We start from the raw sequence: 16,596 nt of genomic DNA, 5'->3' as shown, positions 1-16,596 counted from the left end.
AAAATGAATAGGAATCTTTTTATGGAGGGTAATAATGGACTTGGTTGATAAAGAGCTAGCCCTAACGCCGATTCCCGGCAAGAGTGGCAAGGCCTACATGGGGACCTACCCAGATGGGGGACGGGTTTTCGTCAAGATGAATACCACTCCCATTCTAGCGGGACTAGCTAGAGAACAAATTGCACCGCAATTACTTTGGAGCCGCCGGATGGCCGATGGCAATGTCATGAGTGGCCAGGAATGGCTATCAGGGCATATTTTGGCTCCCAATGAAATGGAGCGCAAGCAGATTTTTAATATTCTCACTCGCTTACACCGCTCAAGACCCTTGATGACCCAGCTAACCAAACTAGGTTATAGTTTGGAGACACCGGGTGATTTGCTAAATTCTTGGGTGGCCATGGTACCTTTGGCTTTGAAGAATAATCAGTATTTGCAGTCCATTATCAAGGACCTCCGCCAGACCATGCCTAGCTTTCGGGAAGATTATGCGACGATTGTCCATGGAGATGTTCGTCATAGTAATTGGATTGAAACCGACAGCGGACTCATCTACTTGGTAGACTGGGATTCGGTTCGTCTGACCGATCGGATGTTTGATGTGGCCCACATTCTGAGCCACTATATTCCAGAGGCTAGCTGGGAAGATTGGCTGGTCTACTATGGTTATAAGTATAATGAGCGAGTCTTTGATAAGCTATCTTGGTATAGCCAGTACAGCTATCTCTGTCAAATTGCCAAATACTATGAAAACAATGATTTAGAAAATGTTAATCGGGAGATTTATGCCCTGCGTAACTTCCGGGCAAAGTATGGAAAGAAAGAATGAGAGTAAGAAATCGTAAGGGAGCCAGTGAGCTCTTGGAGGCCAATCCCCACTACGTTGTATTAGACCCAGCGGCAGCCAAGGGGAGGTGGCAGGAGCTCTTTGGCAATGACAATCCCATTCATATCGAGGTTGGTTCGGGTAAGGGAGCCTTTATTACGGGTATGGCCAAGGCCCATCCCGACATCAACTATATCGGTATTGATATTCAAAAGACAGTCTTGAGCTATGCTCTGGACAAGGTTCTGGCAGCGGATGTTCCTAACGTCAAACTCTTGTGGGTTGATGGTTCTAGTCTGACTGATTATTTTGCTGAGGCAGAAGTTGCCCAGCTCTATCTCAACTTCTCTGACCCTTGGCCCAAGAAGAAGCATGAAAAACGTCGCCTGACCTATAAGACCTTTCTTGACACCTTCAAGGAAATCTTACCGGAGAAGGGGCAGATTCACTTTAAGACAGACAATCGAGGCCTCTTTGAGTATAGTTTGGTCAGCTTTTCCCAGTACGGTATGGTCCTCAAGGGGGTCTGGTTGGATTTACATGCTAGCGACTATGAAGGCAATGTCCTGACAGAGTATGAAGAAAAATTTTCTCAAAAAGGTCAGGTTATTTACCGCGTCGAAGCAGAGTTTTAAAGATGAAAGAAAAAATCTTGACAGTTGAAGTTGTCGAGATTTTTTGTTTGGTCTTATTCGTTAAATATCAAGGGGTCAGAGGAATTTTCATTTATGATAATTTTATAAATCTACTTTCGTCCATGTTATAATGAGGCCAAGTGATGGGAGGGAAGATTGATGACTATTCAAAGCAAGACTTCAACTGTGCAAGGATACACAAGTGCATTAAATTCAGCTACTGCTAAGATTTCGGCTACGCAGGGAGCTGTAAAAGATGAGGCTACTAATCTTTTGGGAAATGAAAAGGCCCATGAAACAATAGATAGCATCGTCAACAATTTGACCCGTTTAGTGACTACTTTTACGACGGCTTCTAGTAATCTTGAGGAAGTAGCTAAAATATTTGACCAAGTGGATGCTGAAAGAGCCAAAGGTATTGATCGGTATTATAAGACTTATCGCTAGGAGTATTTGTCAATGACAACATGGGAAGAACTTTTGAAAGAAGAACGAGCTTGTTATAAGCAGCGGGAACAATTAGAGGATCAACGTCGAGACATCCAAAACTTACTTGAAAGCTATCAAGACTATGATAAGCTTAATCGTCGTTATACAAATAATTTGTGGGAGAACTTTTATTTATTAGAACAATTTTATATATTTGAAGAACAAATTCAACAAGCCCAAACCTTGACGAATCGGGTTGTAGATGAACTCTTTTTTAAAGATGCCAAACTCCGTAAAAAAGAGCGAGCGATTGAGGAAGAATTGGAACAGATTTATAAAGAAAAGCGGAATTTATAAGGAGGCAGATAATGGGACTAGAAATGTATTTATCCAAATCGCGGGCTCAGGCCAGTAGCGTAGAGACTATGTGTCAATCTTATAAGACTGCTTGCCAAGAATTGCAGACAGCAGCTGATACTTTTCTAAAGTCGACAAATGAACTAAAAGGAGATGCCTTCGACTCGGCAAGATTTCACTATTCTGAGGTCCTTTTACCCTTGGTAAAAGGAGCAGAGTTAATGCTTGAAATTGCTGAAAGCGAAGTCAAGCAATTCCCTGAAGAATTTTGTTCACAGGTCTGCGGAACGGACTTAAAAGAAGATGATTTGTTAGCGAGAATTAAAGAGCAAAATGAAGCAATGGCTCTTGTGAATCAAATGCAGCTAAATCTAGCAAGGTCTAGTTTGCCAGAAGTGGATAAAACTGATCAAAGGCAGGCTAATGCTGCTTTATTACAAACTCATGCTAGCAATAAAAAACACTTAGAAGAATTGTTGCAAAAATTGAGAGACTTTAATGCCCGTTCTAACAATATTTTTTCTAAATTAGCTGAAATAGAAGCACTAATGAACACCGGTTTTAGTCAAGCAGGACTGGCTTGGAATAAAGGGGCAGGAATGTTTATCACTCCAACTGATTTAGACTGGGCCAACACTCTTAATGTGAAATATTTCATTAGGACTTTGCCGCCTAATGAGCAACAATCTATTATTAACCTACAAAAACAATATGGTTTTGATACTGAAACGGCCCAGCAAGTCCTTACTGTTAAGAAGAAAATTGATAAAAATTTTCCCAACCAAAGCCAAAAGGTAAAAGATTATCTGCTTAATCGCATCCTTGGAGATTTTGTCTATGGAGAGGGAAAGGGCTATGAAGGAGGAGCTATGTGGAATGCGACTGCCGGAAATATCAATGCTTACCTTCGGTATTATAATCCTTCTCTTCAAGAGACGAAGACGACATCTGAGGCTTTGGAAGCTATGGGAATGACTAAAGAAGATGTGGCAAAACTTCGTTATAATATTCGTTTACAGAATAATATGGCTCCAGGAGGGACGGGAGACGCTGATGATATTATAAAACAAGGAAGCTTCTATACTTATAAAAAGCTAGCGGAAGATGCTTATGGGCCAATGAGCGATAAACAATTTAAGGAATTTTGGAATAAAAAACGACGAGATTATTCGGGAAAAAATGATTTTGCACATCAGTCAATCACGACGGCGACTATGTTATACGATAATCCACTTCGAGCTCCTAACGCATTATACGGTAATGAAGGAACGAATGAGCTAGCAGGTTGGCGTGGAGATACGACGATTACTCCTGCAGCTAAGAAGGTTAGTATGGGGAATGATGACTATAAGGCAGATTTAGATGCAGTGAATATAACGGATATTATGGAAGAAAAGGAACTGTCTTATCTTGAAGCGTCTAATTACTATTATAGCCAATTGGAAGAGGAAGCAAACTCTAACACTAGTAAATATACACGGGCGGAAAAGTTCAAAGACCATATTGATGTTCATGAGGTCAAATACATTATTTTAGATAATTTAGCCGATAAGGGAGATTATATATTAGAACCAGGTGGTACCAATGGTCGCAATGGAAGAGGTTATTATAAAGCGTGGAGTGAAGAAAGGAGAATGACTTATTTAAAAGAGAACTATCCAGATTCTTATAACTTTATCCGCAGTTTGGAAGAAAATGATGCTAACCTTAAAGATTATGCCAGCAAGGAGTAGTCTATGAAGAAAAAAATTTTACTGGGACTACTATTGCTTGCTCTAATCAGTCTAGGTGGCTATTATGCTTACAGACTGGCTATCATTCCTGATATTTTTGCGGAAATTTACTATGACCAGAAGCAGGCTGTTTCTTTATCGCTTCAACCCAGTCTTGAAAAATTAAAAAACATTTCTAATCCTAACAAGGGAGAGCCAATTCTTGATTTAATGAATGAGGAATATGATAAGGCCAGTTTATCTACAAATACGGTTGCTATTACCTACTCCTTTAATTTCTCAAGAGAGGAAGAAACGAATCCATATTTTACAATTGTGGTTGACCAAAGGTTAGTTGAGAATAATGATAGTAAGGAAAATATTGTTACTTCCAGCTACCAGTACAGTGTCAAGAAACAAACCTTAACTAGGGTGATGTGGCTCTATGATAATGGAGAACTTACATCAGATAAAGAAAAAGTTGAAAAAGTTCTTGCTCAACATGGTAGGACAGTTGGAGAGATTTATGAATATAGTGATAAAGTCTTAAAAGACAAGGTTTTAAAAGACTGGACTTCTGTTTATCCAAGTCGCTTTTCCCCGACAAATTGGGGTCAGGTCCAAGTTGTTGATAAGTGGGATAGGCCCTAAAAATGGTGGATAATGCCTCAAATTGGTCATTTCCCTTGTCAAAAGGCTATTCTTGTGCTATACTATAATAAGTGAATATGAGAAAGCGAGGCGGAGAGGAAATCTTCGCCTCTTATAGCGCGCTTATCTTATGGAACTAAACTTGGGCTAAAATCTTGAAAGAGCTAGCTTTTCTAAGGTTGTGAGACCTTGGTCGGCTTGTTGCTTTTCCTTTGATTTTGGAGCCCTTGATATCTTAAGTGAAAGTGGGGTGTTTTTTATCGCTACAATTGTTGAATTAGTTAGACCAATTGTTGAGCCGGTGATTGAGGAGCCTTTTGAATTAGTTGATATTGAGTATGGAAAACTTGGTGGGGACTTTGTCCTTAGTATCTTTGTCGATAAGCCAGGCGGAATCAGTCTCAATGATACGGCTGACTTGACAGAGTTAATCAGTCCCTTGCTGGATACCATTAAGCCAGATCCTTTTCCTGACCAGTATTTTCTGGAGGTGACTAGTCCAGGCCTGGAACGTCCCTTGAAAGATCAGGAAGCCTTGGCTGGAGCAGTTGGTCAATATATCCATGTCGGACTTTACAAGGCCCTGGATAAGAATAAGGTTTTTGAAGGCACCCTCCTCTCTTTTGAAGATGAGGTCCTGACCTTGGAATATCTAGATAAGACTCGAAAGAAAGAAATTGAAATCCCCTATCATCTTGTTGCAAAGGCAAGATTGGCAGTAAAAATTTAGTATAAAAGAGAAAGGATTGCTTTTGCACTTGCAAAAGCGAATATAAGATGAGTAAAGAAATGCTAGAGGCCTTCCGTATTTTGGAAGAAGATAAAGGTATCAAGAAGGAAGACATTATTGAAGCAGTGACTGAGTCGCTTCGTTCAGCCTACCGTCGTCGTTATGGTCAAGCTGATAGTGCAGCCATTGAATTTAACGAAAAAACAGGAGATTTCCGGGTCTTTACTGTCCGGGAAGTGGTAGATGAAGTTTTTGATAGTCGCCTGGAAATTAGCTTGAAAGACGCCCTGGCTATCAATACAGCCTATGAGCTAGGTGACAAGATTAAATTTGAAGAAGCGCCGGCTGAGTTTGGGCGGGTAGCAGCCCAGTCTGCCAAACAGACCATCATGGAAAAGATGCGCAAGCAAACACGCGCTATCACCTACAATACCTACAAAGAGCATGAAAATGAAATCATGTCAGGAACGGTTGAGCGCTTTGATAACCGCTTCATCTATGTCAACCTTGGCAGTATTGAGGCTCAATTATCCAAACAGGACCAGATTCCTGGTGAGGTTTTTGCTTCTCATGACCGGATTGAAGTCTTTGTCTACAAGGTTGAGGACAATCCACGCGGAGTCAATGTTTTTGTAAGCCGTAGCCATCCTGAAATGATTAAAAGACTGATGGAGCAAGAAATTCCAGAAGTTTATGACGGTACAGTGGAAATCATGAGTGTGGCCAGAGAAGCAGGAGACCGGACCAAGGTCGCTGTTCGGAGTCACAATCCAAATGTGGATGCCATCGGAACCATTGTCGGTCGTGGTGGAGCCAACATTAAAAAGATTACCAGCAAGTTCCACCCAGCCAAGTATGATGCCAAGAGTGGTCGGATGGTTCCAACTGAGGAAAATATTGATGTCATCGAATGGGTGGCAGATCCAGCCGAATTTATCTATAATTCTATTGCTCCAGCTGAGGTAGACCAGGTTATCTTTGATGAGGAAGATAGCAAGCGAGCCCTAGTGGTTGTGCCAGATAATAAGTTGTCTCTAGCCATTGGTCGTCGTGGGCAAAATGTACGTTTGGCTGCCCACTTGACAGGTTTTAGAATTGATATCAAGTCAGCTAGCGAATTTGAAGAGATGGAAGACCAATATTTTGCAGTAGAGGCGGAGCAAGAAGAAGTTCCGGCAGAAGCTGAATCAGTAGAAGGGCTTGAAGTGAGCGATTTTGCTGAAGAAGTAGAGGTTGCCCAAGAAGAAAGAGACTTGCCAGTAGAAGAGGCTTCAGATCTTGTTTTAGAAAGTGAAGTCCCAGAGCAAGAATAAGAGGAGGGAAGCATGGCTAAAACAAGAAAAATCCCTTTGAGAAAGTCAGTTGTTTCTAATGAAGTGATTGACAAGCGTGATCTCCTGCGTATTGTGCGCAACAAGGAGGGTCAGGTTTTTATTGATCCGACTGGAAAAGCCAATGGACGCGGGGCTTATATCAAGCTAGACCAAAAAGAGGCCCAGGCCGCTAAGAAGAAAAGGGTCTTTAATCGCAGTTTTAATATGGAAGTCGAAGAAGCCTTCTATGATGAATTGATTGCCTATGTCGACCATAAGGTTAAAAGAAGAGAGTTAGGTCTTGAATAAGCAAAGATTAGCAAATTTACTAGGTTTGGCCCAGCGGGCTGGACGAATCATTTCGGGTGAGGAATTGGTCGTCAAGGCCATTCAGACAGGTCAGGCTAAACTGGTCTTTTTGGCCCAGGATGCGAGTCCTAACCTAAGTAAGAAAATCAATGATAAAAGCCGTTATTATCAGGTAGAAGTAACAACCGTGTTTTCAACACTGGAATTAAGCACTGCGATTGGTCGGAGCAGAAAAGTGTTAGCCGTCACAGATGCTGGTTTTACAAAGAAAATGAGGTCTATGATGCAATAGAACAGGAGGACAAGAATTTGTCTAAAAAAAGATTGTACGAAATTGCCAAGGAACTTGGAAAAGAAAGTAAGGAGATTGTCACTAGGGCCAAAGAGCTAGGACTAGCAGTCAAGAGTCATTCTAGTACCGTGGAAGAAGATGCGGTCCAAAAGATTCGTGCTAGCTTTTCTACGGTCAAGGAGACCCTAAAAAAGGAAGCTCCCCAAGCGGCGGAAAGCTCAGCAGCTCCTAAGCCAGCCCAAGCTAATCCAGCAACTGAGCCAGAAAAAAAAGCAGCTCCAGTCCAAGCCAAGGAGGCAGCTCCTAAAGAAGAGGCAGCAATCCAGCCTAAGCGACCTCAGAGTCGGAACTTTAAGGCTGAGCGGGAAGCCAGAGCCAAGGAGCAGGCTGCACGCCGCAAAGAGGAGCAGGAAAGACGCCATAAAAAGAAGCCGTCGGCTGATAAAGGGGAGCGCAATAAAGAGCGCAGACAAGACCGCAATCAAAATCGGAGAGACAATCATCGCCGCAATGACCGGAACCAAGCAGCCGGCCAAGGTCGTCCTCAAGCAGGTCCTAGAATTGACTTTAAGGCAAGAGCAGCGGCCCTCAAGGCTGAGCAAAATGCAGAATATGCCCGTTCAAGCGAAGAACGTTTCAAGCAGGAGCAGGAAGCCAAGCAGGCTCAAAGAGAGCAGAATCGCCGTAAGGAAGCTGTCAAACAGGCTCAAGAAGCGCCTACCCCAGTTCTTGAGGCAGAGGTTAAGCCATCTGTTCAAGTAGTGACTCCGGCGCCTCAAGCTCAGGATACTCGTCGCAAAAAACAAGCACGACCAGATAAGAATCGTCCTTTCGAGAACGAAGATGGTCCAAGAAAACAACAAAAGAATCGAAATAGTCAAAATCAAGTGAGAAATCAAAAGAATAGTAATTGGAATCCTAATAAGAAAAATAAAAAAGGAAAGAATCATCGCAATCATCAAGCGCCAAAACCAGTCACTGAGCGCAAGTTCCATGAATTGCCAAGTGAATTTGAATATACAGCAGGCATGACTGTGGCTGAAATCGCTAAGAGAATCAAGCGTGAACCAGCAGAAATCGTCAAGAAGCTCTTTATGATGGGCGTTATGGCGACTCAAAATCAATCTCTGGATGGGGACACGATTGAGCTCTTGATGGTGGATTATGGTATTGAGGCCAAGGAAAAGGTCGAAGTCGATGCAGCAGATATTGAGCGTTTCTTTGTTGATGAAGATTACATCAATAAGGAAGAGATGATTGAGCGGCCACCAGTTGTAACTATCATGGGACACGTTGACCATGGTAAAACAACCCTCCTAGATACCCTGCGCAATTCGCGGGTAGCGACAGGCGAGGCCGGAGGAATCACCCAGCATATCGGAGCCTACCAGATCGAGGAAAATGGTAAGATGATTACCTTCCTAGATACACCAGGGCATGCGGCCTTTACTAGCATGCGGGCACGCGGAGCTTCTGTAACAGACATTACCATCTTGGTCGTGGCGGCTGATGACGGGGTTATGCCTCAAACCATCGAAGCCATCAACCACTCCAAGGCCGCTGATGTACCGATTATCGTGGCCATCAACAAGATTGATAAGCCAGGAGCAAATCCAGAGCGGGTCATCGGAGAGTTGGCCGAGCATGGTGTCATGTCTACTGCCTGGGGTGGTGAGTCTGAATTTGTAGAAATCTCAGCCAAGTTTAACCAAAACATTGAAGAACTCCTAGAAACCGTTCTTCTGGTTGCAGAAATTCAAGAGCTGAAGGCAGACCCAACTGTGCGAGCAATCGGAACTGTTATTGAGGCCCGTTTGGATAAAGGAAAAGGGGCAGTTGCTACCTTGCTAGTCCAACAAGGTAGTCTCAATGTTCAAGATCCAATCGTTGTTGGTAATACCTTTGGTCGGGTGCGGGCCATGACCAATGACCTAGGTCGTCGGGTCAAGGTGGCTGGACCATCAACGCCGGTCTCTATCACCGGTCTCAATGAAACCCCGATGGCGGGTGACCACTTTGCGGTCTATGAAGATGAAAAGGCTGCGCGTGCGGCTGGTGAAGAGCGGGCTAAGCGGGCTCTCTTGAAACAACGGCAAGCGACCCACCGAGTTAGCCTGGAAAATCTCTTTGATACGCTTAAGGCTGGTGAAGTCAAGTCTGTCAATGTCATCATCAAGGCCGATGTTCAAGGTTCTGCTGAAGCCCTAGCAGCCTCTCTGCAAAAGATTGAGGTTGAGGGCGTCAAGGTGACCATCGTTCACTCGGCGGTTGGTGCCATTAACGAATCTGATGTGACCCTGGCTGCAGCCTCCAATGCCTTTATCATCGGTTTCAATGTCCGGCCAACGCCACAGGCTCGCCAGCAGGCTGACTCTGATGAGGTTGAAATTCGCCTCCACAGCATCATCTACAAGGTTATCGAAGAAGTAGAAGATGCCATGAAGGGAATGCTGGATCCTGAATACCAAGAGAAGATTATTGGTGAAGCGATTATTCGTGAAACCTTCAAGGTATCCAAGGTGGGTACAATCGGTGGTTTCATGGTTATGAGTGGTAAGGTGACTCGAGACTCTAAGGTCCGGGTAATTCGAGACGGTGTCGTGATTTATGACGGCGAATTAGCTAGCTTGAAGCACTATAAGGATGATGTCAAGGAAGTCAAGAATGGGAACGAAGGTGGTCTTATGGTTGACGGCTACAATGACATCAAGGTTGATGACACCATTGAAGCTTATATCTTAGAGGAAATCAAGTTATAAGATTCCTTGTTAGAAAGGAGAAGAGATGGCATCACATTTTCGCAGCGATCGCGTGGGCATGGAAGTCAAGCGCGAGGTCAATGAAATCTTGCAAAAGAAGGTCCGCGATCCACGGGTCCAGGGCGTAACCATCACAGATGTTCAAATGTCGGGTGATTTATCCCTGGCCAAGGTCTACTATACAATCATGAGTGACTTGGCTTCGGACAATCAAAAGGCCCAAGAGGGTTTGGAAAAGGCTAAGGGAACCATTAAAAGAGAACTTGGTCGAACCCTAAAAATCTATAAAATTCCAGACTTAATCTTCGTCAAGGACCAGTCCATCGAGTATGGCAATAAGATTGACCAGATGTTGAGAGACCTGGATAAGAAATAGGAAGTGAACTAGCTGTCCCCTCTTAGGATAGGGCAAGTTAGCTAGTTGCTTTCATCAAAAGAGTGGAGCAGGAGCTTGGAATAAGCAGGCTCCCTCTTTTTTTGTCCAACTTTTGGGCTTGCTTTTATATTTGGCAGAGTTTGCTTTGGGAAGTTTTGGCAAAATTTACTATAGGAAATATAGGTCTAGACCATTTACAAAAGACCGGGAAAGGTTTATAATAGGAGGTAAGAAAACAGTGGGCCTAGACCCATTTTAGTCGGAGGAAAATAATGGTAAAATACATTAAGGCAGACCAATTTTTCTATCCCCAAGGAATCCGTCAGGGAGGCTATTTGGAGATTAGGGAGGGGAAATTTGGTCCCTTGCTTACGGAAGTTCCTGCTGATGCAGACGTGATTGATTATAGCGGTTACGCTATTGCACCGGGCTTGGTCGATACGCACATTCATGGCTTTGCCGGAGTAGATGTCATGGACAACAATATTGAAGGGACCCTCCACACCATGAGTGAAGGTCTCTTATCAACTGGGGTAACTAGCTTTTTGCCCACTACCTTGACCTCTTCTTATGAAAAGCTCCTAGCAGTGACTGAAAATATTGGGGCCCGCTACCAGGAGGCTAGTGGAGCCAAGATTCGGGGGCTTTATTTTGAAGGTCCCTACTTTACAGAAAAGTATAAGGGAGCACAAAATCCTAACTATATGAAAGATCCTAGTATGGAGGAATTTCGGGCCTGGCAAAAGGCAGCTAAGGGCCTGCTCAATAAAATCGCCCTGGCTCCTGAACGGGCAGGTGTAGAGGACTTTGTCCGCCAGCTGACATCGGAAGGGGTGACGGTAGCCTTGGGCCATTCCAATGCCACCTTTGACGAGGCCAAGACTGCTGTGGAAGCTGGAGCTAGCGTCTGGGTTCATGCCTATAATGGTATGCGGGGGCTCAGTCATCGTGAGCTAGGCATGGTGGGTGCTATGTATGAACTTCCCCACACCTATGCCGAGCTGATTTGCGATGGTCACCATGTGCACCCTGGGGCTTGCGATATTTTAATCAAGCAAAAGGGACATGAGCAAATCGCCCTGATTACAGACTGTATGACAGCCGGGGGGCGTCCGGACGGTGACTATATGCTGGGGGAATTTCCAGTGATTGTTGAAAATGGGACTGCCCGCCTCAAGTCTACGGGTAATCTTGCTGGCTCCATTCTCCAGCTCAAAGATGGGCTGAAAAATGTCGTTAACTGGGGCCTTGCTAGCCCTCACCAAGCAGTGATGATGGCCAGTCTCATTCCAGCTAAATCGGTGAAGATTGATGATGTCTGTGGTCAAATCAAGCCGGGCTATGATGCTGATTTTATCGTTTTAGACAAAGATTTGGACTTGGTTGCCACCTATCTCAACGGTGAGAAACGCTATCAGGCCTAGGAGAAGTCCTATTTTACAAATGACCTCTGATTTGCTATGATAGTAGGGGAGCAACTAGTGTTCATCTAGATTATCAGAAGTGAAATGAGGCTTTTATGAAATTAAGCAATCGGAAAATCAAGAGTTATACCCCCTACTATATCGGGATTGGGGCCTTCTTCTTACTAGCAGGTCTCGTTTTAAACAAGCCTTTTATGTGGCTGATTAGTCTAGTCTTTTTGGTGATTGGTGTCAGCAAACTAATAGATAAAAAAATGAAAAAATAAGAGTCTCCTCACTCACTAAGCTATTTTCCAAGGGCCCAGCCTTGTATCTGAAAGCCAGGAAATAGCTAGTGGGTGGGGAGATTTTTTTGATAGGTAAACCTGTTTTTTTGAGGAAAAACAAGGAAGTTATTTACTTAGTGTTGCGAGTTCTTGTCAATCATGTTACAATGATACAAATTAGTAATTATACAAAGGAGGTCCTTATGTCCACAATTCAAAGCAATTCTGCCAGTGCCCAGACCTGTGCAACTAGCCTTGTCACAGCGGCTGCCGGTATCAATAGTGTTGCAGCTATTAGCGAAGATAAGACCAGCAAGTACATAGGAAATGACCTAGTTCAGGGTTTGATTGCCAACGAAAAAAGTATCGGAGACAATATCGCTAGCCAGTTAAACCAGTTTGTTGGTCTGGTCCATAGTGTGGACAGCCGTTTCCAAGCGACCGATCAAGGCTTGAGCCAGGAAATCAGAAAGGACTAGCCATGGCTAAAGAGACTCTCAAAAAGCTAGAGATAAGGCAAAAAGACCTCAATCAAGCCTTTGAAAAACTAGATAGCCAGAAGAGAAAGTTAGCCGACTTTGAGCAAGAGACCATGCACCAGTACGGCCAGATTTACTATCCCTTGCGCCAGCTAGAATATGAAATCAGGAACCTAAGCGATGCCCTCGACTTAAGCGAAAACATGGCTAACTTACAAAGCTTTGAAGGCCAGCTAGCTAAAGCCTTTGATGAAGGAAGAGAAGGCTTGAAAGAGCGCGAATGGCGCTTAGATGAGAAGGCAGACCATTTGGCCAAGGCCAAAATCAGATATTATCAGGAGGAAGAAGATGGGAATTAAAATGGACCTGGGAGCAGCGGATAACCAAGCCAGCACTGCCCAAGCTGCCATGACTGAGCGCCTTGCGGCCTATGACCAAGCCCTTGCCGCAATCGACCAACTAATCGGGGCCAGTGATTTGCAGGGACAAGCCTTTGGCAATACCAAATCTTACGCCGACAGCAAGCTCCGCCCACTCATCCAAGGAGCTAAGCTTCTCTGCCAAGAGGTCGGACCAAGCGCAAGCAAATCGCCCAAGGATTATCGGGGGCAAGTCGGAGGAGAAAATCTAGACGAAGATGAACTAGTCAAACAAATCGAGGCCTACAATCAGAGCCTAAAAGCTGCTAGTGACCTCCATAAAACGCTCAGCGCCAGCAATGCCCTGTCGCTAGTGGACCCTGTGGTGAATCAGTTGGCTCTGAGTGCTCTCAATACCCAAATCACCAGCTTGACTAGTAAGCGTGATGACTTGCAGCAAAAGCTGGATAAACTAAGAGCCTGGGCCGCGGGGACAGCTAATGTCCTCAATGAAGCCAGTCCCTTGGAAACAGCTGTCCTCCAAGGGCTAGCCGAGGTCGGCCAAGACTTTGGCGCCTTTGAAGGTAGCTTCCCTAGCCTACAAAAAGGTCAAGAGCCCGCTTGGCTCAAAACTATTCACAAGCACTTGGAGGGGGAGAAAGAGAAAACACTTGCTCAAAACGCCCAAGAACTCTATAAAAATTTCAAAGACATCGTAGATAGTGACACTGCAAAAGTTTTGAGTGAAGCTCTTAAATTTTTGCCTAGCAAACTAGTAAAAACATTGAAATATTCAGAAGGTTTCCAAGAACTTATCAAGTCTTTAGCAAAGTCTGGTAAAAAAGGAGAAGAAGCAGCTGTTCTCATTCTCAAAGGTTTAATGAAGTATGAGGAATTTGGTGAAGTTTTAAAGACTACTAAGATTGGAAAGACACTTGAGGGAGTTTCTAAAGCTATTGATACTGCTAAAAAAATTGCGGACCCTGTTAAGGGAGCTTTAAAATCAACCAAGCTTTATAAAGCTATTTCTGAAAGTGCGAAAATAGGTGGCACAGTGAAATTTTTGGGCAAAGGTTTTAAATTAGCTGGTAAAGCGGCAACTGTTATCACTTTTGCAGATGTGGCTATATCTGGCGTTTCAGGAGGTGTTAAAGAATTCAAAAAAACAGGAGATGTTGGGAAAGGAATTATAGGTGGAACCTTCTCTGCAGTTAAAAGTGTAGGACCTCTGGAAGGAGCAACTATTGGAGCAGCCGTTGGTGGTCCTCCTGGTGCTATATTTGGAGCAGTTATAGGCTTGGGAATTTACATTGCAGATAAGAACGGTTGGATTGATGGCTTACAAAAAGGAGTTGCGGATGTTTATGATGGTGGTAAAAAGTTAGTCGGTAAGGCAGTAAATTCAGTGAAAAATTTTGCTTCCAAGACCATAGGAGGCATTGGAAAGGCATTAGGTTTTGGGTGACGTATGAAGAAATCAATATTGCAAGCCTCTTTTGAAGAGAGTTTGAATCTGGAAGAAGATGGTTTTCTAAAATTACAGCAAGAACAGCACGATAAAACAGCAAGAAAGTTTCGTCAAGGCATTCCGACAATTGGATTTAAAATCCAATGTTTGCTTTTAACTTTGATTTTTCCTGTTGGACTTAGTTATTTGTTCAGTTTAGGAGCTGATAAATTTACAACAAATGATTTAGGGAAGCTTAGGTTACAACCTGCCAGTCTAAATTTCTTCCCATGGCAAGTTTACATCATTTTACTATCTATTTGGTTGCTATTTGTAGTTATGGGAAAAACTTTTAAGCAAGCCTTTATCCTACCTTATCGCTATCAATTTCATGTATTCACATGTATGATTATATTTTATATTGACTTTGATTTATCACTTCTTGGAATTATTTTATCAAATGCACCATTTCTTCTTGTTTTAGGTTATATTATTATCTGGGCAGTTTTACTATATTTTATGATTACAACGAAAATAAAAGCTCTAGAGAAAACGATGTTCAATAGTAGTGGTGAAGCCAGTTTACAGGATAAGGTGGCAAAGATAATTGGAGCCTATGGCATGGGATTTTTAGGGCTAGCAGTAATTGTTCAGAGAATTTTATCTGTCTTTTTAGGAGATAAATTGAGCACTTTTGAAGAATTAGGAATGTTATTGATTTTGATGGTTCTAAATATCTTAATGCCAGCAGTTGTGATATTTATAGGCCTTCCCTATTTTCTCCAAGCCTACTACAAACTGAAATATCCAGAACAGTATCGTAAGTATGAAGGGAAGAGTTTGGAAGAATTTTACGGCAAGAAGTATTTAAAGAAACATAAGGAGTTGTTAAATCATGAAACAAGATAAAAAAGAATTATTACCCCTAGGAAGTATTGTTTATTTGGAAGAGGGGACGCAAAAGTTAGTCATTGTTGGGCGTGGAGCGATTTTTGAAGATCCAGATACTGGAGAGGAGACCTTTGCCGACTATATGGGGGTCCTTTATCCAATGGGACTGCAAGCGGAATCTACTTTATTCTTCCAGCATGAAAATATTGACGAGGTTGTTTTTGAAGGTTATCGCGATGATGAGGAAAGCCGTTTCTTGAAAATTTATCATGATTGGGAAAGTAAGTTGACTGTTCCCAGAAAGGCAATAGATTAGACTTACTTGCTTTTAAATAGATAATCCCCTTTAGGTTGGACAAAAATGGTCTGGCTTAGAGGGGATTTTTCTCTCCAGTTTCTTTTCCAATTTACTCTTATTCGTGTTATACTTGAATCATAGAAATGGAGGTCAGTGATGAAAGATTATCTCTTGAATAATGGTATTTCGATTCCAGCCCTTGGTTTTGGGACCTGGCGAGCCAAGGACGGTGAGGAGGCTTATCAGGCGGTCCTTGCGGCTCTTAAGGCTGGTTATCGCCATATTGATACGGCGGCTATTTATCAGAATGAAGAGAGTGTTGGTCGGGCGATTAGGGACAGTGGGCTTCCTCGTGAGGAGCTCTTTATTACAACCAAGCTTTGGAATGATGCTCATGGCTATGAGGAGGCTAAGGCTGCTTTGGCTGAATCTTTGTCCAAGTTGGGCCTGGACTATGTGGATCTTTATTTGATTCACTGGCCCAATCCTAAGCCCTTGAGGGACAATCTCTGGCAAGCTGCTAATAGTCAAGCTTGGCGGGCCATGGAGGAGCTCTATCAGGCTGGGAAAATCCGAGCTATTGGTGTCAGCAATTTTCTGGAGCATCACCTAGATGCCCTGCTTGATACGGCTACAATCGTCCCTGCGGTCAATCAGATTCGTCTAGCACCGGGTGTCTATCAAGAGAGCATTGTAGACTATTGTCGCAAGCGGGGAATCTTGCTGGAAGCTTGGGGACCTTTTGGTCAGGGTGAGCTCTTTTCTCGACCAGACTTACAGGTGCTGGCTGAGAAATATGGTAAAACTCCAGCCCAGCTGGCCCTGGCTTGGAGTTTGCAGGAGGGCTTCTTGCCCCTGCCCAAGTCGGTCACTCCTAGTCGAATTGTTGGAAATTTAGACTGTTTTGACATTGACTTGAAAGAGCAGGATGCCCAATTCTTGAAAAATCTTTCAGGCTTGGCTGGAACAGCACCCAATCCAGATGCCATGGACTTTTAGCGGGGCTTTTAAAGGAAAATTACTAGTTTAAACTAATTTTATTC

19 protein-coding genes and 2 pseudogenes are annotated in these 16,596 nt (G+C 43.4%); all 21 read left to right on the top strand.

All coding sequences use genetic code 11. The features are described 5' to 3' along the window. The first annotated feature begins 34 nt into the window (after nucleotides 1-34). The 21 genes and pseudogenes from ccrZ (at nucleotide 35) to C4K46_RS06045 (ending at nucleotide 16,552) form a co-directional block, all read left to right on the top strand. Nucleotides 35-829, top strand: a complete 795-nt coding sequence (gene ccrZ / locus C4K46_RS06140) for a cell cycle regulator CcrZ (protein ID WP_209628015.1) — start codon at nucleotides 35-37, stop codon at nucleotides 827-829. After that, nucleotides 826-1,461, top strand: coding sequence for a tRNA (guanosine(46)-N7)-methyltransferase TrmB (gene trmB, locus C4K46_RS06135; RefSeq protein ID WP_209628014.1), 636 nt, complete (start codon nucleotides 826-828; stop codon nucleotides 1,459-1,461). The genes ccrZ and trmB overlap by 4 nt, the downstream gene beginning before the upstream one ends. Before the next feature lie 159 nt (nucleotides 1,462-1,620). Continuing rightward, nucleotides 1,621-1,908, top strand: a complete 288-nt coding sequence (locus C4K46_RS06130; protein WP_209628013.1) for a TIGR04197 family type VII secretion effector — start codon at nucleotides 1,621-1,623, stop codon at nucleotides 1,906-1,908. 12 nt (nucleotides 1,909-1,920) lie between these two features. Continuing rightward, entirely contained in the window at nucleotides 1,921-2,247 is a 327-nt protein-coding gene (locus C4K46_RS06125) for a DUF3958 family protein (protein WP_209628012.1), read from the top strand. Between the two features lie 11 nt (nucleotides 2,248-2,258). Further along, complete coding sequence (locus tag C4K46_RS06120; RefSeq protein ID WP_209628011.1) at nucleotides 2,259-3,980, top strand: T7SS effector LXG polymorphic toxin; 1,722 nt, start codon at nucleotides 2,259-2,261, stop codon at nucleotides 3,978-3,980. Nucleotides 3,981-3,983: 3 nt separating this feature from the next. Then, a complete protein-coding gene (locus tag C4K46_RS06115) occupies nucleotides 3,984-4,610 on the top strand; it encodes a TipC family immunity protein (RefSeq protein ID WP_209628010.1) in 627 nt (208 codons plus the stop codon). Nucleotides 4,611-4,860: 250 nt separating this feature from the next. Beyond that, nucleotides 4,861-5,340, top strand: coding sequence for a ribosome maturation factor RimP (gene rimP / locus C4K46_RS06110; RefSeq protein ID WP_209628009.1), 480 nt, complete (start codon nucleotides 4,861-4,863; stop codon nucleotides 5,338-5,340). Between the two features lie 47 nt (nucleotides 5,341-5,387). Beyond that, nucleotides 5,388-6,653 (top strand): transcription termination factor NusA, encoded by a 1,266-nt coding sequence (nusA, locus tag C4K46_RS06105; protein ID WP_209628008.1) that lies wholly within the window; start codon nucleotides 5,388-5,390, stop codon nucleotides 6,651-6,653. A 12-nt stretch (nucleotides 6,654-6,665) separates the two neighbouring features. Beyond that, nucleotides 6,666-6,962, top strand: a complete 297-nt coding sequence (gene rnpM / locus C4K46_RS06100) for an RNase P modulator RnpM (RefSeq protein WP_209628007.1) — start codon at nucleotides 6,666-6,668, stop codon at nucleotides 6,960-6,962. Next, a complete protein-coding gene (locus C4K46_RS06095) occupies nucleotides 6,955-7,254 on the top strand; it encodes a YlxQ-related RNA-binding protein (RefSeq protein WP_209628006.1) in 300 nt (99 codons plus the stop codon). Before rnpM ends, C4K46_RS06095 begins: the two co-directional genes overlap by 8 nt. 17 nt (nucleotides 7,255-7,271) lie before the next feature. Continuing rightward, nucleotides 7,272-7,361: pseudogene (locus C4K46_RS10720) on the top strand (translation initiation factor IF-2 N-terminal domain-containing protein); the annotation flags it as partial. 219 nt (nucleotides 7,362-7,580) lie between these two features. Then, a pseudogene (gene infB / locus C4K46_RS06090) lies at nucleotides 7,581-10,013 on the top strand (translation initiation factor IF-2); the annotation flags it as partial. 25 nt (nucleotides 10,014-10,038) lie between these two features. Beyond that, nucleotides 10,039-10,389 carry a 30S ribosome-binding factor RbfA gene (gene rbfA / locus C4K46_RS06085; protein WP_209628004.1) on the top strand — a complete coding sequence of 117 codons (351 nt, stop codon included), beginning with the start codon at nucleotides 10,039-10,041 and terminating at the stop codon, nucleotides 10,387-10,389. Nucleotides 10,390-10,661: 272 nt separating this feature from the next. Next, the gene (nagA, locus tag C4K46_RS06080) at nucleotides 10,662-11,813 is read left to right on the top strand and encodes an N-acetylglucosamine-6-phosphate deacetylase (RefSeq protein ID WP_209628003.1); all 1,152 of its coding nucleotides are present in this window, start codon (nucleotides 10,662-10,664) and stop codon (nucleotides 11,811-11,813) included. Between the two features lie 95 nt (nucleotides 11,814-11,908). Continuing rightward, nucleotides 11,909-12,079, top strand: coding sequence for a hypothetical protein (locus C4K46_RS06075; RefSeq protein WP_209628002.1), 171 nt, complete (start codon nucleotides 11,909-11,911; stop codon nucleotides 12,077-12,079). Between the two features lie 203 nt (nucleotides 12,080-12,282). After that, entirely contained in the window at nucleotides 12,283-12,558 is a 276-nt protein-coding gene (locus tag C4K46_RS06070) for a TIGR04197 family type VII secretion effector (protein ID WP_209628001.1), read from the top strand. 2 nt (nucleotides 12,559-12,560) lie between these two features. Continuing rightward, nucleotides 12,561-12,917 carry a hypothetical protein gene (locus tag C4K46_RS06065; protein ID WP_209628000.1) on the top strand — a complete coding sequence of 119 codons (357 nt, stop codon included), beginning with the start codon at nucleotides 12,561-12,563 and terminating at the stop codon, nucleotides 12,915-12,917. Beyond that, nucleotides 12,907-14,382 carry a hypothetical protein gene (locus tag C4K46_RS06060; RefSeq protein WP_209627999.1) on the top strand — a complete coding sequence of 492 codons (1,476 nt, stop codon included), beginning with the start codon at nucleotides 12,907-12,909 and terminating at the stop codon, nucleotides 14,380-14,382. The genes C4K46_RS06065 and C4K46_RS06060 overlap by 11 nt, the downstream gene beginning before the upstream one ends. A gap of 3 nt (nucleotides 14,383-14,385) precedes the next feature. Next, nucleotides 14,386-15,273, top strand: coding sequence for a hypothetical protein (locus C4K46_RS06055; RefSeq protein WP_209627998.1), 888 nt, complete (start codon nucleotides 14,386-14,388; stop codon nucleotides 15,271-15,273). After that, on the top strand, nucleotides 15,260-15,571 hold the full coding sequence (locus C4K46_RS06050; protein ID WP_209627997.1) for a DUF4176 domain-containing protein: 312 nt from the start codon (nucleotides 15,260-15,262) through the stop codon (nucleotides 15,569-15,571). The genes C4K46_RS06055 and C4K46_RS06050 overlap by 14 nt, the downstream gene beginning before the upstream one ends. Nucleotides 15,572-15,709: 138 nt before the next feature. Next, entirely contained in the window at nucleotides 15,710-16,552 is an 843-nt protein-coding gene (locus tag C4K46_RS06045; protein ID WP_209627996.1) for an aldo/keto reductase, read from the top strand. Nucleotides 16,553-16,596: the final 44 nt, after the last annotated feature.

This window comes from Streptococcus oricebi (genome assembly GCF_017883985.1).
In the GTDB taxonomy this organism is placed as follows: Bacteria; Bacillota; Bacilli; order Lactobacillales; family Streptococcaceae; genus Streptococcus; species Streptococcus oricebi.
This window is presented reverse-complemented; position numbering and strand designations above follow the sequence as displayed.

Excerpts from the sequence above, each read along its gene's own strand:
- ccrZ (WP_209628015.1), top strand. The coding sequence starts at position 35 with ATGGACTTGGTTGATAAAGAGCTAGCCCTAACGCCGATTCCCGGCAAG.
- trmB (WP_209628014.1), top strand. The coding sequence starts at position 826 with ATGAGAGTAAGAAATCGTAAGGGAGCCAGTGAGCTCTTGGAGGCCAAT.
- C4K46_RS06130 (WP_209628013.1), top strand. The coding sequence starts at position 1,621 with ATGACTATTCAAAGCAAGACTTCAACTGTGCAAGGATACACAAGTGCA.
- C4K46_RS06125 (WP_209628012.1), top strand. The coding sequence starts at position 1,921 with ATGACAACATGGGAAGAACTTTTGAAAGAAGAACGAGCTTGTTATAAG.
- C4K46_RS06120 (WP_209628011.1), top strand. The coding sequence starts at position 2,259 with ATGGGACTAGAAATGTATTTATCCAAATCGCGGGCTCAGGCCAGTAGC.
- C4K46_RS06115 (WP_209628010.1), top strand. The coding sequence starts at position 3,984 with ATGAAGAAAAAAATTTTACTGGGACTACTATTGCTTGCTCTAATCAGT.
- nusA (WP_209628008.1), top strand. The coding sequence starts at position 5,388 with ATGAGTAAAGAAATGCTAGAGGCCTTCCGTATTTTGGAAGAAGATAAA.
- rnpM (WP_209628007.1), top strand. The coding sequence starts at position 6,666 with ATGGCTAAAACAAGAAAAATCCCTTTGAGAAAGTCAGTTGTTTCTAAT.
- rbfA (WP_209628004.1), top strand. The coding sequence starts at position 10,039 with ATGGCATCACATTTTCGCAGCGATCGCGTGGGCATGGAAGTCAAGCGC.
- nagA (WP_209628003.1), top strand. The coding sequence starts at position 10,662 with ATGGTAAAATACATTAAGGCAGACCAATTTTTCTATCCCCAAGGAATC.
- C4K46_RS06075 (WP_209628002.1), top strand. The coding sequence starts at position 11,909 with ATGAAATTAAGCAATCGGAAAATCAAGAGTTATACCCCCTACTATATC.
- C4K46_RS06070 (WP_209628001.1), top strand. The coding sequence starts at position 12,283 with ATGTCCACAATTCAAAGCAATTCTGCCAGTGCCCAGACCTGTGCAACT.
- C4K46_RS06065 (WP_209628000.1), top strand. The coding sequence starts at position 12,561 with ATGGCTAAAGAGACTCTCAAAAAGCTAGAGATAAGGCAAAAAGACCTC.
- C4K46_RS06060 (WP_209627999.1), top strand. The coding sequence starts at position 12,907 with ATGGGAATTAAAATGGACCTGGGAGCAGCGGATAACCAAGCCAGCACT.
- C4K46_RS06055 (WP_209627998.1), top strand. The coding sequence starts at position 14,386 with ATGAAGAAATCAATATTGCAAGCCTCTTTTGAAGAGAGTTTGAATCTG.
- C4K46_RS06050 (WP_209627997.1), top strand. The coding sequence starts at position 15,260 with ATGAAACAAGATAAAAAAGAATTATTACCCCTAGGAAGTATTGTTTAT.
- C4K46_RS06045 (WP_209627996.1), top strand. The coding sequence starts at position 15,710 with ATGAAAGATTATCTCTTGAATAATGGTATTTCGATTCCAGCCCTTGGT.